The organism is Nocardia fodinahabitans, from assembly GCF_052983615.1.
The window spans coordinates 168,241-190,692 of the sequence record NZ_JBRJJC010000001.1 but is presented as its reverse complement, the minus strand read 5'-3'; the positions used below and the strand labels follow the sequence as shown (position 1 = coordinate 190,692).

21 protein-coding genes, 1 pseudogene and 1 riboswitch are annotated in these 22,452 nt (G+C 71.7%); of the genes and pseudogenes, 12 read left to right on the top strand and 10 right to left on the bottom strand.

Translation table 11 applies throughout. The annotated features are described in order from the left end of the window. Nucleotides 1-6: 6 nt before the first annotated feature. Nucleotides 7-738 carry a DUF4333 domain-containing protein gene (locus NV348_RS00905; RefSeq protein WP_447145216.1) on the top strand — a complete coding sequence of 244 codons (732 nt, stop codon included), beginning with the start codon at nt 7-9 and terminating at the stop codon, nt 736-738. A 69-nt stretch (nt 739-807) separates the two neighbouring features. Here the strand turns inward: NV348_RS00905 and NV348_RS00900 are convergent, their stop codons facing one another. After that, nucleotides 808-1,779 (bottom strand): 5'-3' exonuclease, encoded by a 972-nt coding sequence (locus tag NV348_RS00900; protein WP_447145215.1) that lies wholly within the window; start codon nt 1,777-1,779, stop codon nt 808-810. A gap of 118 nt (nt 1,780-1,897) precedes the next feature. Here NV348_RS00900 and NV348_RS00895 point away from each other — a divergent pair, with 118 nt between their 5' ends. Then, nucleotides 1,898-3,025, top strand: a complete 1,128-nt coding sequence (locus NV348_RS00895) for a M24 family metallopeptidase (RefSeq protein ID WP_447145214.1) — start codon at nt 1,898-1,900, stop codon at nt 3,023-3,025. A gap of 9 nt (nt 3,026-3,034) precedes the next feature. Here NV348_RS00895 and NV348_RS00890 read toward each other — a convergent pair whose 3' ends face one another. Further along, nucleotides 3,035-3,433: a TIGR03618 family F420-dependent PPOX class oxidoreductase gene (locus NV348_RS00890; RefSeq protein ID WP_447145213.1), complete on the bottom strand. Its 399-nt coding sequence runs from the start codon at nt 3,431-3,433 to the stop codon at nt 3,035-3,037. A gap of 98 nt (nt 3,434-3,531) precedes the next feature. Here NV348_RS00890 and dprE2 point away from each other — a divergent pair, with 98 nt between their 5' ends. From dprE2 to NV348_RS00875, 3 genes are all read left to right on the top strand, one after another. After that, on the top strand, nt 3,532-4,284 hold the full coding sequence (gene dprE2 / locus NV348_RS00885; RefSeq protein ID WP_447145212.1) for a decaprenylphospho-beta-D-erythro-pentofuranosid-2-ulose 2-reductase: 753 nt from the start codon (nt 3,532-3,534) through the stop codon (nt 4,282-4,284). Beyond that, entirely contained in the window at nt 4,263-5,516 is a 1,254-nt protein-coding gene (gene cbiE / locus NV348_RS00880) for a precorrin-6y C5,15-methyltransferase (decarboxylating) subunit CbiE (protein WP_447145211.1), read from the top strand. The genes dprE2 and cbiE overlap by 22 nt, the downstream gene beginning before the upstream one ends. 263 nt (nt 5,517-5,779) lie before the next feature. Further along, complete coding sequence (locus tag NV348_RS00875; protein ID WP_447150896.1) at nt 5,780-6,532, top strand: cobalt-precorrin-6A reductase; 753 nt, start codon at nt 5,780-5,782, stop codon at nt 6,530-6,532. 5 nt (nt 6,533-6,537) lie between these two features. Here the strand turns inward: NV348_RS00875 and NV348_RS00870 are convergent, their stop codons facing one another. The 5 genes from NV348_RS00870 to NV348_RS00850 form a co-directional block, all read right to left on the bottom strand. Next, entirely contained in the window at nt 6,538-7,080 is a 543-nt protein-coding gene (locus tag NV348_RS00870) for a PadR family transcriptional regulator (RefSeq protein WP_447145210.1), read from the bottom strand. Nucleotides 7,081-7,216: 136 nt separating this feature from the next. Then, on the bottom strand, nt 7,217-7,720 hold the full coding sequence (locus NV348_RS00865) for a ubiquitin-like domain-containing protein (RefSeq protein WP_447145209.1): 504 nt from the start codon (nt 7,718-7,720) through the stop codon (nt 7,217-7,219). A 166-nt stretch (nt 7,721-7,886) separates the two neighbouring features. Next, nucleotides 7,887-9,452, bottom strand: a complete 1,566-nt coding sequence (locus tag NV348_RS00860) for a precorrin-2 C(20)-methyltransferase (protein WP_447145208.1) — start codon at nt 9,450-9,452, stop codon at nt 7,887-7,889. Continuing rightward, complete coding sequence (locus NV348_RS00855) at nt 9,449-10,084, bottom strand: precorrin-8X methylmutase (protein ID WP_447145207.1); 636 nt, start codon at nt 10,082-10,084, stop codon at nt 9,449-9,451. The genes NV348_RS00860 and NV348_RS00855 overlap by 4 nt, the downstream gene beginning before the upstream one ends. Nucleotides 10,085-10,132: 48 nt before the next feature. Next, the gene (locus tag NV348_RS00850; protein WP_218718291.1) at nt 10,133-10,570 is read right to left on the bottom strand and encodes an Lrp/AsnC family transcriptional regulator; all 438 of its coding nucleotides are present in this window, start codon (nt 10,568-10,570) and stop codon (nt 10,133-10,135) included. A 137-nt stretch (nt 10,571-10,707) separates the two neighbouring features. On the opposite strand from NV348_RS00850, the gene ddaH reads away from it, so the two are divergent. Further along, the gene (gene ddaH, locus NV348_RS00845) at nt 10,708-11,592 is read left to right on the top strand and encodes a dimethylargininase (RefSeq protein ID WP_447145206.1); all 885 of its coding nucleotides are present in this window, start codon (nt 10,708-10,710) and stop codon (nt 11,590-11,592) included. Between the two features lie 114 nt (nt 11,593-11,706). On the opposite strand, the gene NV348_RS00840 is transcribed toward ddaH, so the two are convergent. Together NV348_RS00840 and cobG are read right to left on the bottom strand one after the other, a co-directional pair. After that, the gene (locus NV348_RS00840; protein WP_447145205.1) at nt 11,707-11,928 is read right to left on the bottom strand and encodes an RNA ligase family protein; all 222 of its coding nucleotides are present in this window, start codon (nt 11,926-11,928) and stop codon (nt 11,707-11,709) included. 68 nt (nt 11,929-11,996) lie between these two features. Next, nucleotides 11,997-13,187 carry a precorrin-3B synthase gene (cobG, locus tag NV348_RS00835; RefSeq protein ID WP_447145204.1) on the bottom strand — a complete coding sequence of 397 codons (1,191 nt, stop codon included), beginning with the start codon at nt 13,185-13,187 and terminating at the stop codon, nt 11,997-11,999. A 117-nt stretch (nt 13,188-13,304) separates the two neighbouring features. Between cobG and NV348_RS00830 the strand changes: the two genes are divergently transcribed. The 6 genes and pseudogenes from NV348_RS00830 to NV348_RS00805 all read left to right on the top strand — a co-directional run bounded on the left by NV348_RS00830 (nt 13,305) and on the right by NV348_RS00805 (nt 21,868). Beyond that, nucleotides 13,305-13,973 (top strand): hypothetical protein, encoded by a 669-nt coding sequence (locus NV348_RS00830; protein ID WP_447145203.1) that lies wholly within the window; start codon nt 13,305-13,307, stop codon nt 13,971-13,973. Nucleotides 13,974-14,013: 40 nt separating this feature from the next. Next, nucleotides 14,014-15,450: a DNA polymerase III subunit beta family protein gene (locus NV348_RS00825; protein WP_447145202.1), complete on the top strand. Its 1,437-nt coding sequence runs from the start codon at nt 14,014-14,016 to the stop codon at nt 15,448-15,450. A gap of 116 nt (nt 15,451-15,566) precedes the next feature. After that, nucleotides 15,567-16,048, top strand: a pseudogene (locus tag NV348_RS00820) (hypothetical protein). A gap of 154 nt (nt 16,049-16,202) precedes the next feature. Next, nucleotides 16,203-16,331: riboswitch (cobalamin riboswitch) on the top strand. A 38-nt stretch (nt 16,332-16,369) separates the two neighbouring features. Continuing rightward, nucleotides 16,370-20,062, top strand: coding sequence for a cobaltochelatase subunit CobN (gene cobN, locus NV348_RS00815; protein ID WP_447145201.1), 3,693 nt, complete (start codon nt 16,370-16,372; stop codon nt 20,060-20,062). Beyond that, complete coding sequence (locus NV348_RS00810) at nt 20,059-20,910, top strand: acyl-CoA thioesterase domain-containing protein (RefSeq protein WP_447145200.1); 852 nt, start codon at nt 20,059-20,061, stop codon at nt 20,908-20,910. Before cobN ends, NV348_RS00810 begins: the two co-directional genes overlap by 4 nt. A 103-nt stretch (nt 20,911-21,013) precedes the next feature. Beyond that, nucleotides 21,014-21,868 carry an acyl-CoA thioesterase domain-containing protein gene (locus tag NV348_RS00805; protein ID WP_447145199.1) on the top strand — a complete coding sequence of 285 codons (855 nt, stop codon included), beginning with the start codon at nt 21,014-21,016 and terminating at the stop codon, nt 21,866-21,868. Here NV348_RS00805 and NV348_RS00800 read toward each other — a convergent pair. Beyond that, complete coding sequence (locus NV348_RS00800) at nt 21,846-22,196, bottom strand: hypothetical protein (protein ID WP_447145198.1); 351 nt, start codon at nt 22,194-22,196, stop codon at nt 21,846-21,848. The genes NV348_RS00805 and NV348_RS00800 overlap by 23 nt on opposite strands. Between the last annotated feature and the right edge of the window lie 256 nt (nt 22,197-22,452).

Genomic DNA, 22,452 nt, shown 5'->3' with positions numbered 1-22,452 from the left:
GAGTGGATGAGCGGCCCGTACGGACCGAATGGCCCAGGGGAGGGAAGCAACGATCCCACCCAGCACTGGGGTGGTGGGCAGCAGCCGCAGCAGGCTCAGCCGACCCAGCACTGGGGGGGAGGGCAGCAGCCGCAGCAGGCTCAGCCGACCCAGCACTGGGGTGACCCGAACGCGCAGCAGCCGCAGCAGCAGTGGGGTCAGCAGCCGCAGCAGCCGGCCCAGCAGCCGCAGTGGGGACAGCAGCCGCAGCAGCCGACCGGCCCGCAGCAGCAGTGGGGTCAGACCCAGCCGCCGCCGCAGGACTGGAACGCGCAGGCCGCCAATGCCGGGCAGCAGCAGTGGGGTCAGCAGCCGCAGCAGCAGTGGGGACAGCAGCCGCAGCAGCCCGGCCAGCAGCAGTGGGGCCAGCAGCCCCCGTCGTCCGGTGGTAAGGGCAAGGGCCTGGTGATCGGTCTGATCGCGGCGGGCGTGCTGGTGCTCGCCGCCGTCGTCGGTCTGCTCCTGGTCGTGTTCTCCTCCGACGAACTCGACTCCGCCGCCGTGCAGGACGGCGTCTCGCGCGTGCTGAAGGATTCCTACGGCATCGCCGACGTCTCCGACGTGTCGTGCCCCTCGGGCCAGGAGGTGAAGGTCGACGCGACCTTCACCTGCGACCTGAAGGTCAGCGGCGAGGCGAAGAAGGTCACCGTCAAGATCACCAAGGACGATGGCACCTATGAGGTCGGCCGCCCGAACTAGGCTGCCGCACCACCGATTCCGGGCCGTCCGCGCGTACGCGGGCGGCCCGTCGTCGTCGGGCGGAGCGGATCAGCTGTGGGCCGCCGTCAGCGCGGTGACGAGCCGGGTGATCGGGCTCTCGGCGTTGTAGGTGGTGGCCAGGGCGAGCAGCCGATCGGGGTCGATCGGGGTCGCGGGCAGCCGGTCGGGTCCGGACATGATCACCTCGGCATCGCGCACCACCTGCACGACCGGTGCGGCGACCTTCAGGTAGTCCTGGGCCGCAACCAGTTTCGCGCGCACGCCCTTGGCCAGGTCGGAGGCGGGATCGTCGACCGCCGCCAGGAGGGCGTCGAGCGAACCGTACTTCGAGATCAGCTGCGCGGCCGACTTGTCGCCGATGCCGGCCACGCCGGGCAGACCGTCGGAGGCGTCGCCGCGCAGGGTCGCCATGTCGGCGTAGGCGGGGCCCGCGTTCTGTTCCGGCACACCGTATTTCGCCGACACCTCGACGGGGCCGAACAGTTCGGCCTTGGCCAGGCCGCGGCCCGCGTAGAGGACCCGGACCGGCGGCGCGGGCTCGTCGCGGACCAGCTGCAGCAGATCGCGGTCACCGCTGACGACGACCACCGGGTCCGTGCGCTCCCGGCTGGCCAGCGTGCCGAGCACGTCGTCGGCCTCGAGCCCTTCGGCGCCGCCGGTGGCGATCCCGGCGGCCGCGAGCACCTCGAGGATCATCTCCACCTGCGGTGTCAGCGTGTCGGGCACCTCCTCGGCGCCCGGCGCGGCGCCGGAGCTGGTGTCGAGTCGGTGCGCCTTGTACGACGGCACCAGCGCCACCCGGAACGGCGGGCGCCAATCGAGGTCGAGCCCGACGACCAGTCTGCTCGGCCGGTGCTTGGTAATCAGCGAGGCCACCATGTCGGTGAAGCCGCGCAGTGCGTTCACCGAGCGTCCGTCGGCCGCCCTGAGCTTGTCCGGGATCGCGTAGTAGGCGCGGAACCACAGGCTGGCGCCGTCGAGGATCAGCAGGGGTCCACGGGAGGTCTGGTCAGCGGTCACGGGGTCGATTGTGCCCCGAAAGGCCGCTGCGGCGCCCGCCGCGCACCGGGCGCGTCCGGTGCGCGGGTGGTCACTCCGTCCTGGGCCGGTGCGCTCGCGGCGGGTAACGTCGGACCCTATGAGCGCGCACACGGATGCCAGGTTCGCGGCGAATGTCTACGGTCAGCGGCTGGAGCGGGCGGTCGAACTGATGCGCGCGGCGCATCTGGACGCACTGCTCATCACCCCCGGCCCCGATCTGCGGTACCTCATCGGATCGGCCGCCGAATCCTTCGAACGGCTCACCTGCCTGGTGATTCCCGCCGACGGCTCGACGCCCTCGGTGGTGATCCCCAAACTCGAGCTGGCCTCGCTCGACGGGTCGGCCGCGGGCGAACTCGGCCTGCAGATCCTGGACTGGGTCGACGGCGTCGACCCGTATCAGCTGGTGCGCTCGACCCTGCACGCCGGCTCGCGCATCGCCGTCGCCGACGCCATGCCCGCCCTGCACCTGATTCCGCTCGCCGAATCGACCTCCGGCCTGCCCGCCTCGGCGACCCCGGTGCTGCGGCAGTCGCGGATGATCAAGGACGAGGCCGAGATCGAGGCACTGCGCCGGGCGGGCGCCGCCATCGACCGGGTGCACGCCAGGATGAGCGAATTCCTGCGGCCCGGCCGGACCGAGGCCGAGGTGGGCGCCGACATCGCCGCCGCCATCGTCGAAGAGGGTCACACCGAGGCGGCGTTCGTCATCGTCGGCAGCGGCCCGCACGGCGCCGACCCGCACCACGGGGTCTCCGACCGGGTGATCGAATCCGGTGACGTCGTCGTCATCGACATCGGCGGTCCCGTCGAACCCGGCTACTTCTCCGACTCCACCCGCACCTACGTGCTCGGGTCGCCGAGCAAGCAGGTCGCCGACCAGATGGCCTTGCTCGAGGCCGCCCAGGCCGCCGCGGTGGCCGCCGTACGCCCCGGGGTGACCGCGGAGTCCATCGACGCCGCCGCGCGCACCGTGCTGGCCGACGCGGGCCTCGGCGACGCCTTCGTGCACCGCACCGGCCACGGCATCGGCCTGTCGGTGCACGAGGAGCCCTACATCGTGGCGGGCAACGATCTGGTGCTCGAGCCGGGCATGGCGTTCAGCATCGAACCCGGCATCTACTTCCGCGGGAAGTGGGGCGCCCGGATCGAGGACATCGTGGTCGTCACCGCCGACGGCGCCGAGTCGATGAACAACCGCCCGCACGGTCTGACGGTCCTGTAGGCAACCGGCCTATGCCAGGGTGCTCGACGACAGCACCCGGCGTACCTGGATCGCGACGACGACCCGCGTCGGGTTCTCCCGCGGCACCCGGTAGCGGGCGGTGTAGCGGCGTACCGCTTCGGCCACGTCGTCGGCCTCGGTGAGCACGGTGGCAGGTCCCTCGAGGGTGAGCCAGCGTGGCCCCTCGACCTGACTCACCGCCGCGTACCCGCCGCGAGCCGCGTTGCGGGCCTTCACCGAGGCGCCGTCGGTGATGACGCGGGCGATCCCGCTCTCGGGATCCCAGGTGAAGCCCACCGCGACGACATGCGGTGTGCCGTCGGCGCGCAGGGTCGTCAGGGTGGCCAGGTGCCGCTCGGTGACGAAGTCGAGCGCGGCGGGGGAGAGCTGTGTCGTGGCGGTCGGCATGCAGGAAACGGTAGCCGGGGCGATCGGCGTCGGGCTCCGCGGGTTTCGGCCCTCGCCACCCGATTTCCCCGCGCGGCGGCGGATGACAGACTGAGCCCATGGCAAAGCAGCAGAACGAGGGACCCGTGCTGGTCCTGGGCGGGCGCAGTGAGATCGGCGTCGAGGTGGCGCGCCGGCTGGCGCCCGGACGGGTGGTGATCCTGGCCGCCCGCCGGTCCGACGCGCTGGACGCCGAGATCGAGCAGGTGCGCGCGGCGGGCGCGACCGCCGTGCACACCGTGGAATTCGACGCCGACGACACCGCCACCCACGCCCCCCTGCTGGAGAAGATCGCCGCCGAACACGGCGGCATCGGCACCGCGGTCGTGGCCTTCGGCGTGCTCGGCGATCAGGCGCGCGCCGAACAGGATCCGGCGCACGCGGTCGCGGTCGTGCACACCGACTACGTCGCCCAGGTCAGCGTCTTGACGACACTCGCGACGCTGCTGCGGGCACAGAACTCCGGGCAGATCGTCGTGTTCAGCTCGATCGCCGGGGTGCGGGTGCGCCGCGCCAACTATGTCTACGGTTCGGCGAAAGCGGGACTCGACGGTTTCGCGAGCGGTCTCGGTGACGCCCTGCACGACACCGGCGTCCAGCTGCTGCTGGTCCGGTCGGGCTTCGTGATCGGCCGGATGACCACCGGCATGGAGCCGGCGCCGATGGCGAGCACACCCGGCCAGGTCGCCGACGCCGTCGTCCGCGCCCTGGGCAAGGGCAAGGCCCGCGTCGCGGTGCCCGGCCGGCTCGCGGTGATGTTCTTCGTGATGCGGCTGATGCCGCAGTTCGTGTGGCGCCGGATGCCGCGGTGACCGACGCGGCCTGGGCGGGTCCCCCGATCGTTGTTGTCGGGATCGGCGCCGACGGCTGGTCCGGGCTCGGCGAGACGGCGCGCACCGCCCTCGGCGCGTGCGAGGTCGTCTTCGGTTCGCCGCGTCAGCTGGCCCTGCTCCCGCCGGGCGCGGCCGAAGCGGTGCCGTGGCCGAGCCCGCTGCTGCCCGCCCTGCCGGAGTTGTTCGCGCGCAACGCCGATCGGCGCATCGGGGTGCTGGCCAGCGGCGACCCCATGTTCTACGGCATCGGCGTCACCCTGGCCCGCCGCTTCGGCGCGCAGACGCTGCGGGTGTTCCCGCAGCCGTCCTCGGCGTCGCTGGCGTGCGCGCGGCTGGGCTGGCCGCTGGCCGAGGTGCCGGTGGTGAGCGTGGTTGCCCGCCCGTTGCCCACGGTGCTGCCCGAACTGGCCGACGGCCGTAGGCTGCTGGTGCTCAGCGAAGACGAGTCCACGCCACTCCTACTGGCTCGACTGTTGCGCGACAACGGGTTCGGCGCATCCGCGCTCACCGTGCTCGAACAGCTGGGCGGGCCCGCCGAACGCCGGCGCATCGGCACTGCGGCGCGCTGGGCCCACCCGCACGGCGACCCGCTCAATGTCGTCGCGATCGAGTGCGTCGCCGACCCCGGTGCCCGCCGCGACACCCGCCTGCCCGGCCTGGCCGACACCGCCTTCACCGGCGACGGCCAGCTCACCAAAGCCGAGGTCCGGGCCTTGACGGTCACCGCACTGGCCCCGGCGCCCGGCGAGACGCTGTGGGATGTCGGCGGCGGATCCGGCAGTATCGCGATCGAATGGTGTCGCACTCATCCGCTGTGCCGTGCCGTCACCTTCGAACGGCTGCCCGCGCGCCGCGCACAGATCGCCGGCAATGCCGCCGCGCTCGGCGTTCCCGGAATAACGGTCAGGGGCGAGGTGCGCTCGGAGTTTGCCGAGCGGGAATTCCCGGCGCCGGACGCGATATTTCTCGGCGGCGGGCTCACCCAGGACGGCGTGTTCGACGAGTGCTGGCGGCGGCTGCGTCCGGGCGGTCGCCTGGTCGCCAACGCGGTCACCGCGGAATCGGAAGCGCAGCTGCTGGACTGGACCGCCACCCACGGCGGCGCACTGCGGAAATTCCAGATCTACCGGGGTGAACCGCTCGGCGGGTTCACCGCGTGGCGGCCGCACCTCCCGGTCGCCCAGTGGATCGTCACAAAACCCGCTGGTTAGCGCCGCACGACCGCGATTGTTCGATCACGGACAAATCACGCGCAGATCACGGTGAAATCGTTCATGCTGGGTCCTGATGCCATGAAAGTTACGAACCGAACGTGTAAGAAGCGTGGCTCGGGGGTAGGGTCGTGGCCGTTCCGGGTAAATCCCGCCGGTTCGATTTTTTCCATGATGGGGAGTCACATGAAGTACACGAAGTTCACCGCACACGCGGACCGGTCGCCGGTTGATGCGGGTTCGGGCGACGTCAGCGGGCAGTCCTGAGGGTCCTGATCCTCGGCGGCACGGGCGAGGCCCGGGAGCTGGCGCGGATCGCGTCCGGTGAACGGGGACTCGACATCGTGTCCTCGCTCGCCGGGCGGGTCGCACAGCCGCGGCTGCCCGTCGGTCCGGTCCGGGTAGGTGGGTTCGGTGGTGTCGAGGGCCTCCGAACCTGGCTGCGCGAGAACGCGATCGACGCCGTTGTGGACGCGACCCATCCCTTCGCGGCGCAGGTCAGCTCGCATGCGGCGACCGCCGCGAACGATCTCGGCATCCCCGCCCTGCATCTGCGGCGTCCCGAATGGGTCCAGCGCCGCGGTGACCTGTGGACGCGGGTGCCCGATCTGGCGTCGGCGGCCGCCGCCCTGGCCGGGCACGGCGAGCAGGTCCTGCTCACCATCGGCCGACAGGGCGTCGGCGCGTTCGCCGGCTGCGGGCGGCACCGGTTCGTCGTCCGCTCGATCGACGCACCGGCCGCACCCCTGCCGCCGCGCTACGAACTGCTGCTGGCCCGGGGACCGTTCACCTTCGACGACGAGCTGGTGCTGATGTCACGGCACCGGATCGACGTGCTGGTCACCAAGAACAGTGGTGGTGAGCAGACCGAGGCGAAGATCTTCGCGGCCCGCACCGCGGGCCTGCCCGTGGTGATGATCGATCGCCCCGCGCTGCCTGCCGGCGCGGTGACGGTCGAGGAGGTCGGCGACGCCGTGGACTGGCTGCACGACGCCGCGTCACACCGGGTGCGCTGAGGCGCTCACTGCGGTCGCGGCCCGGTGAAGATGCGCGGGAGCTGGTCGAACCAGTGCAGCACGGCCCGCTCGTAGGCGATGCCGAATTCGAGGGTGGCGCGCTGGTGCGGGGCGAGCCCGGTCGGGTCCTCGTCGAGGTAGCGGTCGAGCCGATCCTGGTGGATGTTCTTGTTGGCGGCGATGATCCGATCGCGATGCGCGGGGTCGAGGTGTTCGCCGAAGGACAGCGTGAGCAGCAGCGGCACCCGGATCGTCTCGGCGCCGGGGTCGCGGGCGATCCACTCGGCGAAGGCGTCGCGTCCGGTGTCGGTGATCCGGTAGGGCGTGCGCTCCCTGGCGCCCCGTTCGCCCTTGGTCACCAGGCCGGCGGCGTCCATGGTGGTCAGCTCGCGATACACCTGGCTCTGGGTGATCGTCCAGAAGTCGCCGATCCGTTGCTGGGCCTGGGTGGCGAGGTCCCAGCCCGACATCGGGCCCTCGTGCAGGAACCCCAGTAGCGAGGCCGCGGTGGAGTTCAGCGGGCGGCGTCGAGTCGCGGTATCGGTCAACGGTCAACTCCCTTCGAACGACATTCCTAAGTGGAATGTTACGCCTGGGTGCGCTGTCCACCAAGACCACGGGTGTTGCGGTGTGTTCGCCGGTACGGCGGTGACCCACGGGGCGGGTCACCGCCGCGCGGCTCGATCAGCGCAGGGCGAGGGTGACGGTGTCGCCGTCGCCGAGCTGGTACTGCGCGAGCGAGGTGCCGTCGACGAGCTCGACGTCCCCGTCGATCAGCAGCCGCTGCTGCTCGACGGGGATACCGGTCTGCTCCTCGATGAGCGTCTTCAGCGTGTCGACCGGAGCCGCCGCGTCGACGGTGACCGCGAAGCTCGCCCCGTCGGCGTTCGTGACCGCCAGCGTGAGGGACTCCGCGATCGGTGCCGCGGGCGCACCGGGCAGACCAGGGAGGCCTGGCAGGCCCGGTGCCGCGGGCGCGCCGGGGGCCGCGGGTTCACCCGGTGCCGCGGGGGCCCCGGGCGCCGCGGGAGCGCTGGGGGCCGGTGGCGCCGGTTGAGCCGACGCGGTGGCCGGGACGACCAGGGCCGCGACCGGCGCGGCCAGTGCCACCGCGGTCAGCCCGGTCGCCAGCGCGCGGCGTACGGAAGTGGAGCGGGAGGTGCGACGTGCGTGGTGCTGAACTCTCATCGTGGTGAGTCCTTTCATCGTCCACGAGGACGCGTTGGGGAATCGAACCAGGAAACGAGATGTCACGCTTGTGCCATGGCGGGACGAGCCCGCCGCACCCCAGTGTGCCACCGGACGCCCGGGATGTGGCTGACCTCGCGGGTGTCCTCGTGGCGGAGGCCGTGAGCTAAACGGTCGTGCCGTAGCGCCGGGAGGTGAACACGCGGGTGCCCTCGCTGGTCTCGAACGCGGCGGTGGTGGACGAGCCGATGATCAGCAGCGTCCGCATGTCGACCTCGTCCGGATCGAGGTCGCCCAGGGTGATCACCCGGACCGACTCGGTCGGCCCGCCGACATCGCGGCCGAGCACCACCGGCGTCTCCGGCGCCCGGTGTGCCAGCAGCACATCGCGCATGGCGCCCACCTGCCAGCGGCGCTGCGACGAGGCCGGGTTGTAGATCGCGATCGCCATGTCGGCGGCCGCGACGGCCGAAAGACGCTGGGCGACAACGTCCCACGGCTTGAGCCGGTCCGAGAGCGAGATCATCGCGTAGTCGTGCCCGAGCGGCGCGCCCACCCGGCTGGCCACCGCGTTGGCCGCGGTGAGCCCCGGCAGCACCCGCACCGGCACCCGCTCGAACTGCGGCTCGGCCGATACCTCGAGCACCGCGGCGGCCATCGCGAACACGCCGGGATCGCCCGAGGACACCACCGCGACCTTCGCGCCCCGCTTGGCCAGATCCAGTGCCATGGCGGCCCGTTCGGATTCGACCTTGTTGTCGCTGGCGTGCCTGCGCTGACCCGGCCGGGCGGGGACGCGGTCGATGTAGGTGGTGTAGCCGACGAGATCGGTGGCCTCGGCCAGGGCGGCGGTGACCTCCGGCGTCGTCCACGCGGTGTCGCCGGGGCCGAGCCCGACCACCACGACTTCGCCCGGTGCCACCGGGGCGGCATGGGATTCGTCGTCGTCGTCGGCGCTGCTCGGCGCGGTCTTGTCGCGGGCGACGATCGGCGTCGTCGGTGTCGGGCCGGGCACCAGGGTGATCGCGAAGTAGGGCACGTCGGCTTCGTCGACATCGGCGGCGGGCATGACCCGTTCCCGGGTGCTGCTGGCCCGCTCGACGTAGTAGGCGTCGTCGAGTCGCCCGGAGTCCGAGAGTGCCTGGCGCACACCGGGATAGGTGCGGCCGAGCTTCATGATCGCCGCGGCGTCGGTGTCGCGCAGGCGGCGGGTGAGCTCCTCGACGGGCATGGTGCCCGGGAGCACGGTGAGTACCTGCTCGCCCTCGACCAGCGGCGTGCCCAGCGCCGCCGAGGCCGCGCTGACGGAGGTGATGCCGGGGACGATCTCGGCCTCGAACCGGTCGGCCAGGCGGCGGTGCATGTGCATGTAGGAGCTGTAGAACAGCGGGTCACCGGCGGCCAGCAGGGCGATGGAGCGCCCGGCCGCCAGGTGGACGGCCAGCCGGGCGGCGGCCTGCTCGTAGAACTCGTCGATCGCGCCCTGGTAGCCACCGGGATGATCGGTGGTCTCGGTGGTCACCGGGTAGACCAGGTGCTCCTCGATCTGCCCCGCGCGCAGGTACGGCTCCGCGATGGCGCGCGAGATGCTGCGCCCGTGCCGGGCGCTGTGGAAGGCCACCACGTCGGCGGCGGTGATCAGGCGGGCCGCCTTCACCGTCACCAGTTCCGGATCGCCGGGGCCCAGGCCGATGCCCCACAGTTTGCCGGTGCTGAGCTCGAGCTCGCTCATTCCTGTTCACTCGCGATCGCGTTGAGGGCCGACGCGGTGATCGCGCTGCCGCCGCGGCGGCCACGCACGGTGAGGTACTCGACCCCGCCGAAGTCGATCAGCGCCTGCTTGGATTCGGCGGCGCCGATGAAGCCGACCGGGATGCCGATGATCGCGGCGGGCGTCGGCGCGCCCGCGTCGAGCATGTCGAGCAGGTGGAACAGCGCGGTGGGGGCGTTGCCGATGGCGACCACGGCGCCGTCGAGCTGATCGCGCAGCAGTTCCAGCGCGGCCACCGACCTGGTGTTGCCCAGTTCGGCGGCGAGCGCGGGCACCCGCGGGTCGGTCAGGTTGCACAGCACCGCGTTGTCGGCGGGCAGGCGCTTGCGGGTGACGCCCGCGGCGACCATGTTCGCGTCGCAGATGATCGGCTTGCCCGCGTGCAGCGCGGCGCGCGCGGCGGCGACCACGCCGGGGGAGTAGGCGATGTCGCCGGCCAGGTCGACCTGACCGCAGCCGTGGATCATGCGCACCGCGACCCGCTCGACATCGGCGGGGAAACCGGCCAGGTCGGCTTCGGCGCGGATCGTCGCGAACGAGCGCCGATAGATCTCGGCCCCGTCGGTGAGGTAGCTGGTACGCACATCGGACATGCGGACAACCCTAGAACCTGTGTCCGGCGGCGTTTCCGTCGCGGTGTCTCAGGTGCGTGGCCGCTCGAGAATACGCGACATCACCAGCGAGCTGCGGGTGCGGCCGACGCGCGCGTTCTCCCTGATCCGCTCGACCGTCACCTCGATCTCGGCCATATCGGTGGCCATCACGTGGACCAGCGCGTCGGCCTCGCCCGCGATCGTCCACACGCCGACGACCTGCGGAATCGGTTCCAGGGTGCGCCGCAGCTCGGCGGGGGAGATGTTGTCGCGGTAGTAGACCTCCACGTACGCCTCGGTCGTCCAGCCCAGCGCCGCGGGATTCACCTGCGCGGTGAACCCGGTGATCTGCCCGCTGGCCACCATCTTGTCCACCCGCCGCTTCACCGCGGGTGCCGACAGCCCGACCACCGCGCCGATCTCCTGGAACGAGGCGCGCGCGTGGGTGAGCAGCACGGACAGGATGCGGCGATCGATATCGTCCACGTCACTCCTTCGGCGATGGAACGCAAGATTTCTCCATTTTGGCACCGGAATGCGCAATGAATCGGTGTTCCCCGTGCAACGCGCACACATTTACCTTCGTAGGAACACCTCGATCCGCGCAGCCACCGGGAGCCCTGATGACCGCCGCAGCCCCTCTTCGCGCCACCACCTCCGCGCGGGTCGCCCCGGCGCCCGCGCGGGTCGCCACCCCGCGCCGCTATGTCATGTGCAGGCCCGACCACTTCGAGGTCGCCTACGCGATCAATCCGTGGATGGACCCCGCCGCCCCCGTGGACCGGGCGCGCGCCCTGGCTCAGTGGGAGATCCTGCGGGCGGTGCTCGAGGACCACGGGCACACGGTGGAGACGGTGCCCGGCGAACCGGGCCTGCCCGACATGGTGTTCGCCGCCAACAGCGGGATCGTGATCGGCGGGCACGCGCTCTCGGCCCGGTTCGCCCGCCCCGAACGGGCGGCGGAGGGCCCGGCGTTCCACAGCTGGTTCGCGGCCAGGGAACTGCGCGCGCTCGCCCCGGCGTCCGAGACCAACGAGGGCGAGGGCGATTTCGCCTTCGCCGGGCAGCGGATCCTGGCCGGTGTCGGCTTCCGCTGTTCGCTGTCCGCCCATGCCGAGGTCGAGCGGTACTTCGCGCTGCCGGTGGTGTCGCTGGAACTCGTCGATCCGCGCTTCTATCACCTCGACACCGCGCTGATGGTCCTCGACGACACCACCATCGCCTACTATCCGGCCGCGTTCGGCCCGGCCGCCCGCGATGTGCTGGCCGCGCTGTACCCGGACGCGATCCTGGCCGACGAGAACGACGCGCTGTCGTTCGGCCTCAACGGTGTCAGCGACGGTCACCACGTCTTCCTCGACCCCGGCGCGACCGGACTCGTCGCCGCTCTCCGGGAGCGCGGGTTCGCGCCCGTGCCGGTCGACATGTCCGAACTGCGCAAGGGCGGCGGCGGCGTGAAGTGCTGTGTGCTGGAGCTGCACACGCGCCGCGACACGACCGCCGGGTAACACCCCGCTTGTTTGCTGTGCCGGCCGCTTCCGCGCTGGCCCCGACCTGGCCGGCACCACATCTCCGCGGGATGTGGCTGGTGGTCGGGGTGATGGTCACCCTGACGGTGACGGTCACTGGAATTCGGTGCCACCGTCGCGCAGTAGGTACGCGTCGGAGACGACCTTGCCGATCGCCCGTCCGCCGAGGACCGCCGACGGCCGCTCGGTCGCGGGCCGGACCACCAGGCCCTCCCGGATATTGGTGCCCGCGCCGCCGACGGTCTCGGTGCCCTCGGCCAGCGCCGGCAGCGCCGCCGTAGTGCAGGTCCTGCACGCCGGCGCCGTACACCTCACCGAACAGCCCGACCCGGTCGGCGTCGAGCGCGGTGGTCGGGTCGATCGAATTTCGCCGGGGGAGAACGTCAGTGGGTGTCGACGCGGTAGCCGTCGGGGGTGGCGACGACATCGGTGACCGGTCCGGTCGGGCGGCCGCAGCGGCGGTCGCAGCCGGACCAGTGCTGGCGGCCCGCCACCGCGACGTCCTCGGCCGGGACCACGACATGCGCGGGTGCCGGCGTGCCCGGCCGGACGCGCTCGCTCTCGACCGCGGCCGCGAGATCGGCGCGCACATCGGTGAGCGACTTCGCGCAGCCGGGTCGCCCCGCGCACGCGCTGACCCGCAGCCACGGCGACTGCGCGTCGAAGATCAGGCCCATCGGCGCGAGCACCCGGACCACGGTCTCGGCGGGCCCCTCGTCGAGGTCGGTGATCACCAGGCTGCGCCAGGGCGTCACGAAGACGGGTCGTTCGACGGCGGCGAGGAACTCGGCGGTTCGCGCGGGCAGCGTGCCGAGGGGCACCCCGGCGCCGAGGCTGACCAGGCCGTTGTCCTGGTCCAGCCAGCCGATCGGAAGATCGTGTGCCGCACCCAGATCCAGCGGGGCGCCGGCGGGGGAGCGGTCCAGCGTCTCGGTGATCCGCTCGACGCCGCCGGGGATCTCGTGCAGCCGCCATTGCCCGTCGTCGCCGGTGCCGCGCAGGTCGAGGAAGCCGTGCGCCGCGTCGAGCATCACCTCGACCGCCTCGCTCGCGCTCACCCGCAGCCCGGTGTCGGCGCCCGCGAGCACGACGGCGAACTCGTCGGCGCCGACGGCCTGGATGCCGATGTCGCCGCGCAGGGTGCTCACATCGCCGCGGCCGTCGTCGAGGGTGAACAGCACCCGGCCGGGCAGGTCCGCCAACCGGGGATCGGCCTGGATGCCCACGTCGAGGTCGACGGCGAGTCCGTGCACGTCCGCCCAGCCGCCGACCCGGCCCGACAGCGGTGACGCCACGATATTGCGGACCCGCTCGTGCGTGCGACTGGGCAGCAGCCCCGCGGCGCCGAGCCGATCGGCGAGCGCGGCGGCGTCGCGTACCCGCCGCAGCTGGATATTGCCGCGGGAGGTGAGTTCCAGGTGGCCGTTGCCCAGCTCGCGGGCCGCGTCGGCGAGGGCTTGCAGCTGCCCCGGCGCCAGTCTGCCGCCGGGGACGCGGATCCGGGCCAGCGGCCCGTCGGCGGCCTGGTGCAGGCGCAGGACACCGGGGCAGGAATCGGGGGTGCTCCTGGTCATGATCCGTCCAGCCTACGACCGCCGACCCGTGCGCCGTCGTCAGGCATTGCCGGTGGGCGTCGCCTAGGGTGAGCGGGAATCGTTCGCCAGGCGTTCGCCGACAGGAGAGGTCACCGCATGTTGCGTGAATTCGTGGACAAGCGTGTCGTTCCCGCACTCGACAAGGTCGCGCACGCCCAGACCGGGACCGTCGGCCGCTATGTCGACTGGCTCGAGCGCAGGCATCCGGGGGACGCGCCGGTGGAAACGCTGCAGCGGTTGTCGCGGCAGTACCTCGTCGTCGTCACCACCAGCGGTGTGCTGGTCGGCCTCACCGCCGCCGTGCCCGGGGTGGGCACCCTGCTGAGCCTGGCCGCGACCGGTGTCGACACCGCCGTGTTCCTCGAGGCGTCCTCGGTGCTGTCGGTCGGCGCGGCCGCGGCCTACGACCTCGACCCCGACGATCCGCGTCGCGAGCATCTGGTGTCGAAGGTCGTCCTCGGTGAGGCGGGCACGAAGGTGCTCGACGAGACCGCCGGACACAAGACCGGACAGTGGCTCTCGGTGGTCACCGATCACCTCCCGGGCTTGGCGAGCATGCCCGACTCCCCGGCCAAGCGCTTCATCGTCAACTACCTCGTCAAACGCACCCTGCTGCTGTTCGGCACCCTGATTCCGGCCGGTATCGGCGCCGTCATCGGCGGTGTCGGCAACAACGCCCTCGGCCAGATGGTGGTCGCCAACGTCTACCGCAACCTGGGGACCGGCTCCCCGGAGATGGTCGCGGTGGGCACCACGCGCGACTGACGCTTGACCTTCGACCAGCTCGAACCCCGATGATGACGCGGTGCCCGAATCCGACCTGCTGACCATCGGCGCCTTCGCCCGCGCCTGCGGCCTGAGCGCCAGTGCCCTGCGTTTCTACGCCGACGCGGGCGTCCTCGTCCCCGCCGTGATCGACGAGGCCACCGGCTACCGCTACTACACACCCGACCAGACCGGCCCGGCCCAGCTGATCCGCCGGCTGCGTGCCGCCGACATGCCGCTTCCCGCGGTCGTCGCCGTCCTCGCCGAACCCGATCCCGCCCGCGCCGCGGCACTGGTCGACGACCACCTCGCCGAACTGGACCGCCGACTCCGCGCGGTCCACGCGGCCGCCGACGCGGCCCGGTCGGCGGTGCGGGTCGGCACGATCCCCGGCCACGGCGCCCGGTCCCCGCTCGGCCCGACGCCCACTCCAGGTTCCGCTCGGCCGAGCGGCCCCGGTCCGGCGAGCGGCCCCGCTCTGTCCAACCGCCGCGTTCCGGCGAGCGGCTCCGCGCCGGCTGACGACACGCTGCCGGAGCGGTTCGGGGACGACATCGTGCGGATACGGGGTCCGGTGCTCGCGGCCGCCATCGACCAGATCGCCGCCGCGACGATCACCGACCCGGACCTGCCGGTGCTCAACACCATTCACCTCGAGTCGACCGCCCAGGAACTGACCCTCACCGCCACCGACCGCTACCGCCTGGCCACCCGCACCCTGCGCCCGGCCGACCCGTCCGCGGTCGACTGGTCGGCCACCGTCGATGCCGACGATCTCCGCACGGCCACGTCCTGGCTGCGCCGGGAGCACACGGTCACGATCCGCCCGGACGTCACCCACGTCGTCATCGCCGCCGCCGACCCGGCCGGGCGCGCAGGCGCACCCGAGCCCGGAGCGTCCGGAGGTGACCGTCGTCCGGAGGTACCGGGAGCCGCTGATCGGCCCGGGTCCCGGGCCGACGGTCGCCGACCTAGGGAGTACGCCAACGGTGGCCGACCCGGGCAGCGTGGGAATGCGGCTGACGAGCCTGGTGGCAGCAGCGAATTCGGTGTGGGTGGCCCGGATCGACGACGCTGCCGCCGATCGACCGAGCAATTCCCCGACTACCGGGCAATGCTGGCTGCGCTGCCCGCCGTCACCACACGGGTGGTACTCAGCAGGACAGCAGTGCTGGATGCGCTCGAACAGTCCGGCTCGCCCACGATCACGCTGCACATCGATCCGGCGGGTGAGGTGCGGACCGCGATCGACGACAACCCCCGGCCGCTGCCCGCGACCGTCACCGGACCAGGCATGACGATCCATTTCGCGGTCACCACCCTGTACCCCGCCGTCGCGGCTGCGATCGGACCCGACGTGATGCTCGATCTCACCGCCCCGGACCTGCCCGCCCGCATCCGCTCCGCCGACGACGGCGACCAGCTCACCCTGGCCATGCCATGTCGACCGGCGGCCGACGGCGTGCCGTTCCGGTGACGACGGGCGATCTGCTCGACCGCGTTCACTCGGTCGGCGACGGCGACATCGTGCCGTGCCGCCCGACGACGACCCGACCTCCGCTCCACCGACCACGACCGACGAGGAGACCTCCGATGACCACTGCCGACCCTGTCATGGCCCGAATCACCCAGGGCGTGACCGACTTCCGCTCCGGCGATCCCGAGGGCGCGCGAACCGCGCTGCTCGACGTCTGGACCGACATCGGCCCCACGGGCGACCCCCTCCACCGCTGCACCCTCGCCCACTACCTCGCCGACACTTACGACGACCCGGCCGAGGCGCTGGTCTGGGATTCCGCGCCCTCGACGCCGCCGACGCCCTCACCGACACCCGCCTGCGCGCACACCACGCCGAGCTGAATGTCGCCGGCTTCTACCCGTCCCTGCACCTCAATCTCGCCGACAATTTCCGCCGTCTCGGCGCCTTCGCTGCCGCCACCCGCCATATCGACGCGGCCCGCGCACGCCTGGCCGCTCTCCCGGACGACGCCTACGGTGCCCTCATCCGCACCGCTGTCACCGAGGTCGCCGACGCGATCGCCGCCAACGACACCACTCGCCGTCCGACCCACTGACAGCAACCGCAGCAGCAATGGGGGGGCAGCAGCCTGCCGGCAGCCACCAACCCCCGACGATGCCGGCTCTGCTCGAGACCACCACGCGCTGGTGCAGCGCCCGCTCGCTTCCGCCGGCGCGTGGTGATCATCGGTCCAGCGGTGGACCGCGGGCTGGAAAGTTGCGGTCGACGGGCGGCCAGTACGATCGGGATGCTCGGCGGGCGTCGAGGAAACCGGTGGAAATCCGGTGCGGTCGCGCCACTGTGAACAGCCAGACCCTCTCCGGCGAGCACGACAACCGATCCCGATGGGCGCGTCACCCGAGGAAGGCCTCACCCTGTGATCCTGCTGCTGTCCACCTCCGACACCGATCTGCTCAGCGCCCGCGCGAGCGGCGCCGACTACCGGTGGGGCAATCCCGCGCGGTTGCTGGTGGATGACCTGCCGGGGTTGCTCGACGGCGCCGATCTGGTGATCGTGCGCATCCTCGGTGGCAAGCGCGCCTGGGAAGAGGGTCTCGATGCCGTACGGGCGAGTGGGGTGCCGATGGTCGCCCTCGGTGGCGAGATCGCCCCCGACGCCGAACTCATGGAGTGCTCGACGGTCCCGGTGGGCGTGGCGGCCGACGCGCACAACTACCTCGCCGCCGGTGGCGCGGACAACCTGCGCGAGCTGCACAACTTCCTCTCCGACACGGTCCTGCTCACCGGTCACGGGTTCGAGCCGCCGGTGGAGCTGCCCACCTGGGGCGAACTCGACCGCGCCGCTCGCATTCTCGAACCGCACGCCCCGACCGTCGCGGTCGTCTACTACCGCGCCCAGCATCTGGCGGGCAACACCGACTACATCGACGCGCTGTGCACCGCGATCGAGGCCAAAGGCGCCCGCGCGCTGCCGGTGTACTGCGCCTCGCTGCGCACCGCCGAACCGGAACTGCTCACCCTGCTCGGCCGCGCCGACGCCCTCGTGGTGACAGTGCTCGCGGCCGGCGGCAGCAAGCCGGCCACCGCCTCGGCCGGCGGCGACGACGAAGCCTGGGATGTGGCCGCGCTGGCCGCCCTGGACGTGCCGATCCTGCAGGGCCTGTGCCTGACCAGCGGCCGCGCGCAGTGGGAGGACAACGACGACGGCCTCTCGCCGCTCGATGTCGCCACCCAGGTCGCGGTGCCCGAGTTCGACGGCCGCATCATCACGGTGCCGTTCTCGTTCAAGGAGTTCGACGACGACGGCCTGTCCACCTACGTCCCCGATCCCGAGCGTGCCGCCCGCGTCGCGGGCATCGCCGTGCGCCACGCCCGCCTGCGCCACATCCCGGCCGCCGACAAGCGGATCGCGATCATGCTCTCGGCCTACCCGACCAAGCACGCCCGCATCGGCAACGCCGTCGGCCTCGACACCCCGGCAAGCGCCATCCGGCTGCTCACCGAATTGCGCACCGCCGGTTACGATCTCGGCGAACCCGGCGAGATCCCCGGTCTCGACGAGCGCGACGGCGACGCGCTGATCCACGCCCTGATCGCCGCGGGCGGGCAGGACCCGGATTGGCTCAGTGCCGAACAGCTCGAGGGCAACCCGATCCGCATCGGCGCCGTCACCTACACCCGCTGGTTCGATTCGCTGCCCGCCGACCTGCGCGAGGCCGTCGTCGAGGCGTGGGGCCCGCCGCCGGGTGAGCTCTACGTCGACCGGTCCGCCGACCCGCAGGGCGAGATCGTCATCGCCGCACTGCGTTTCGGCAATGTGGTGCTGATGGTGCAGCCGCCCCGCGGCTTCGGCGAGAACCCCGTCGCCATCTACCACGACCCGGATCTGCCGCCGAGCCACCACTACCTCGCCGCCTACCGCTGGCTGTCGGCGCCCGACGGTTTCGGCGCCGACGCGATGGTGCACCTGGGTAAGCACGGCAATCTGGAATGGCTGCCCGGCAAGACCCTCGGCATGTCGGCCTCCTGCGGCACCGACGCCGCGCTCGGCGACCTGCCGCTGATCTACCCGTTCCTGGTCAACGACCCGGGCGAGGGCACCCAGGCCAAGCGCCGCGCGCACGCCACCCTGGTCGACCACTTGATCCCGCCGATGGCGCGCGCCGAGACCTACGGCGACATCTCCCGGCTCGAGCAGCTGCTCGACGAGCACGCCAACATCTCCGCCCTCGACCCGGCCAAGCTGCCCGCCATCCGCCAGCAGATCTGGACGCTGATGCGCGCCGCCAAGATGGACCACGACCTCGGCCTGGCCGAGCGGCCCGAGGAAGACGTCTTCGACGACATGCTGCTGCACGTCGACGGCTGGCTCTGCGAGATCAAGGATGTGCAGATCCGCGACGGCCTGCACATTCTCGGCCAGGCGCCCGAGGGCGAAATGGAACTCGACCTCGTGCTGGCCATGCTGCGCGCCCGCCAGCTGTGGGGCGGCGAGCAGAACGTGCCCGGCCTGCGCGAGGCACTGGGCCTCAGCGAAGCCGGTGACGAATCCCGCGACCGCGTCGATGTCGTCGAGGCCCGCGCCCGCGAACTCCTCGGCGCCCTGCAGGCGACGGACTGGTCGGTGGACGCCGTCGGCACCCTCGTCGGCGATTACGCCACCGCGATTCTTGCTGGGGGAGTAAGCGATTCGTCCACACCCGGGTCGGATGCGACCGGGCCCGGCGCTGCCGCCACGCCGGGCGGCGTCGAGGTCGGCGGGCGTCTGGCAGCGGTCGAGACCGTTCTGCGGTTCGCCGCGACCGAGGTCGTGCCCCGCCTGCGCGAGACCGGCATCGAGATCGCCCGGGTCCTGCACGCGCTCGACGGCGGTTTCATCCCCGCCGGTCCCAGCGGTTCCCCGCTGCGCGGTTTGATCAATGTGCTGCCCACCGGCCGCAACTTCTACTCCGTCGACCCCAAGGCCGTCCCGTCGCGCCTGGCGTGGGAGACCGGCCAGGCCATGGCGGAATCCCTGCTGGCCCGCTACCTGGCCGACCACGGCGACTACCCGAAGTCGGTCGGCCTGTCGGTGTGGGGCACCTCGGCCATGCGGACCTCCGGCGACGACATCGCCGAGGTGCTGGCGCTGCTCGGTGTGCGACCGGTGTGGGACGAGGCCAGCCGCCGCGTCACCACCCTCGAGGTGATCGCGCTCGACGAGCTCGCTCGCCCGCGCGTCGATGTCACCGTCCGCATTTCCGGCTTCTTCCGCGACGCCTTCCCGCACGTGCTGGCGCTGCTCGACGACGCGGTCCGCCTGGTCGCCGAGCTCGACGAGCCCGCCGAGTCGAATTACGTGCGCGCGCACGCCCAGTCGGATCTGGCCGAACACGGCGACGCCCGCCGCGCGACCACCCGCATCTTCGGTTCCAAGCCCGGTACCTACGGCGCGGGACTGCTGCAGCTCATCGATTCCAAGAGCTGGCGCACCGATGACGACCTCGCGCAGGTGTACACCACCTGGGGCGGCTACGCCTACGGTCGCGACCTCGACGGCGCCCCCGCCGCCGACGACATGCGTACCGCGTACAAGCGAATCGCGGTGGCGGCCAAGAACACCGACACCCGCGAACACGACATCGCCGACTCCGACGACTACTTCCAGTACCACGGCGGCATGGTCGCCACCGTGCGCGCGCTGACCGGCAAGAACCCCGAGGCCTACATCGGCGACTCCACCCGCCCCGACGCCGTGCGCACCCGCACCCTGTCGGAGGAGACCGCCCGCGTCTTCCGCGCCCGCGTGGTGAACCCGCGCTGGCTCGAGGCGATGCGCCGCCACGGCTACAAGGGCGCCTTCGAGATGGCGGCGACCGTCGACTACCTGTTCGGCTACGACGCCACCACCAATGTGGTCGCCGACTGGATGTACGAGAAGCTGTCCGAGAGCTACGTGTTCGACGACGTGAACCGCAAGTTCATGGAGCAGTCCAACCCGTGGGCGCTGCACGGCATCGCCGAACGCCTGCTCGAGGCCGCCGAGCGCAAGCTGTGGGAGCACCCGGAGCCCGAGACGCTGGACAAGCTGCGTCAGGTCTACCTCGAGACCGAGGGCGAGCTGGAGTGAGTACCGAGCAGTCCGCTGCGTATTTCCGGCGCGACGGCGAGATGTACACGCCGACGTCGTGGGGCCGGAGCCTGTGGGCCGACGGGATCCTGTCCGGCCCGCCGGTGTGCGGACTGCTGGCCCGCGCGATCGAGAACCGGTACCGCACCGGCGACTTCGTGCCCGCCCGGTTCACCGTCGACCTGCATCAGCCGGTGCCCGCCGTCCCGTTGACCGTGGACAGCGAGCCGACCCGCGACGGCAACCGGGTGCGCGCGGCGCAGGCGGTGCTGCGTGCCGACGGCGTGGTGGTGGCGCGGGCCTCGGCGGTGCTGCTGAAACGGTCGGCGCAGCCGCCGGGACAGGTGTGGCGCGAGGTGCGCCGCCCGCCGCTGCCGCCCGCGGAGCTGCTGGCCTCGGTCGCGCCGACCGTGCACCTGTTCGACAGTGACGGATCCGGCGACGGCTGGTCGGTCGAGATCTCCCGGCACGAGAACGACACCCGTAAACGCAAGTGGGTGCGCGGGATTCCGGTGGTGGCCGGGGAAGCCGGGTCGCCGTTCGTCTTCGCCGCCATGGCGGGCGAGCAGGCCAGCCTGGTGACGAACTGGGGCACCGAGGGGATCGGGTTCATCAACACCGATGTCTCGATCACCTTCGCCCGGTTGCCGATCGGTCCGGAGATGGGTATCGAAGCGGGCAATCACCTCAGCCACGACGGCATCGCCGCGGGCTCGGCCGTGCTCTACGACGCGGACGGCGAATTCGGCGTGTGCACCGTGTCGGCCGTGGCCAACGAGCGCAGGCAGATCAGCGGCGCGGCCATCGACGCCTATATCCCGCAGCGCGGCGGTGCGCAGCGCGCTTGAGCTGGCCGACTTGCCGGAAAACTAGAACGCGTTCTACTCTGATCATGGTGCGTGGGCGCACCACGGCACCCGGGTGCCGGCCGCAGGGCAGAAGAGAGTCGCAATGAGCACTTCACCGGCGTACTTCACGCAGGACGACGGCGTTTTCCAGCCCACCCGGTTCTCCATGAGCCTGTGGGCCCCGAGCACGCTGTCCGGGCCGCCGGTGTGCGGGCTGATCGCCCGCGAAGTCGAGGCGCGCTACTGCGGCGACGGGTTCGCGCCCGCCCGGCTGACCGTCGACCTGCACCGGGCGGTGCCCGCGGTGCCGCTGACCGTCGACAGCGAGCTGATCCGCGACGGCAAACGGGTCCGCGCGGTCGCGATCGTGCTGCGTTCCGGCGGTGAGCCGGTCGCACGGGGCAGCGCGCTGCTGCTGAAGCGGTCGACCCAGCCGCCGGGGGAGGTGTGGCGCCCCGAGCGGGAACGGCCGCTGCCGCCGCGCGACGCGCTCGCCACCGTCGACGAGGCCATGCACCTGTTCGGCAGTGACGGCAACGGGTGGTCGGTGAAGATGACCGAGCACCAGAACGACGCCAGGAAACGCAAGTGGGTGCGCAATATCCCCGTGGTCGCGGATGAGCAGTCCTCCCCGTTCTGCTTCGCCGCCATGGCCGGGGAACAGACCAGCCTGGTCACCAACTGGGGCACCGAGGGCATCGGGTTCATCAACACCGATGTCTCGATCACGTTCTCGCGCATGCCGATCGGGCTCGAGATGGGCATCGAGGCGGAATCGCATCTCAGCGACGACGGCATCGCCGCGGGCGCCGCGGTTCTCTACGACGCCGAGGGCGCGTTCGGTATCTGCACCACCACGGCGCTGGCCAACGAGCACCGGCAGATCCACGGCTCGGTCATCGACACCCTGTCCGAGGAGTTCGCCCTGACCCAGGTCACGCCGGATCGAGGCCGCTGAACGCCAGGCCCACGGTGGTCGCGCACAGCACGAAGCCGGTCGCGGTGGTGGTCAGCAGATAGCCGAGCGCGATGAGCCGGGCCGGGGGTAACAGCGCCAGCAGCAGTGTCGGGGTCAGCAGCGCGGCCAGGGTCAGCGCCCAGCTGAGCCAGTACGAGGTCTGGATCGGCTCCATCTCGGCGAACGCGATCGTCCGTGGCACCGGCACCTGCCACGCGTCCTGCACCGCGAATGTCGCCGGGACCAGCACGAACACGGCGACGAACAACCCCGCCGCCACTCCCCATCCCGCCCGCCACCTGACCTGTCCCGGCACCGCAGTACTCACCCGCCCACACACCTTCCCTGGCACCCGGTTCACCCACTCCGCCGCGCCCCATGCTGCCTCGAGTGGGCCCCGCCCGCGCGCAACCGCGCACCGTGTCGTCGGTCCCGATCGCCACCGCCGGGTCTCGGACCAGGGCATTCGCCGCTCGCGGCAGCGGGTGTCCGACCCTGCCGGAGGACGCCGGAGTGCCGGGCTGCCCGGCGAAAGGGAACTCGATCGACACGGTGTCCGTCGCAATCCCTTGTGCGCGCGGACT

Coding starts and splice junctions, on each gene's coding strand:
- NV348_RS00890 (WP_447145213.1), bottom strand. CDS start 3,433: ATGCCGACCGCCACGACACAGCTCTCCCCCGCCGCGCTCGACTTCGTC.
- NV348_RS00865 (WP_447145209.1), bottom strand. CDS start 7,720: ATGAGAGTTCAGCACCACGCACGTCGCACCTCCCGCTCCACTTCCGTA.
- NV348_RS00905 (WP_447145216.1), top strand. CDS start 7: ATGAGCGGCCCGTACGGACCGAATGGCCCAGGGGAGGGAAGCAACGAT.
- ddaH (WP_447145206.1), top strand. CDS start 10,708: ATGACCGCCGCAGCCCCTCTTCGCGCCACCACCTCCGCGCGGGTCGCC.
- NV348_RS00830 (WP_447145203.1), top strand. CDS start 13,305: ATGTTGCGTGAATTCGTGGACAAGCGTGTCGTTCCCGCACTCGACAAG.
- cobG (WP_447145204.1), bottom strand. CDS start 13,187: ATGACCAGGAGCACCCCCGATTCCTGCCCCGGTGTCCTGCGCCTGCAC.
- dprE2 (WP_447145212.1), top strand. CDS start 3,532: ATGGCAAAGCAGCAGAACGAGGGACCCGTGCTGGTCCTGGGCGGGCGC.
- NV348_RS00855 (WP_447145207.1), bottom strand. CDS start 10,084: ATGTCCGATGTGCGTACCAGCTACCTCACCGACGGGGCCGAGATCTAT.
- NV348_RS00895 (WP_447145214.1), top strand. CDS start 1,898: ATGAGCGCGCACACGGATGCCAGGTTCGCGGCGAATGTCTACGGTCAG.
- NV348_RS00860 (WP_447145208.1), bottom strand. CDS start 9,452: ATGAGCGAGCTCGAGCTCAGCACCGGCAAACTGTGGGGCATCGGCCTG.
- NV348_RS00805 (WP_447145199.1), top strand. CDS start 21,014: ATGAGCACTTCACCGGCGTACTTCACGCAGGACGACGGCGTTTTCCAG.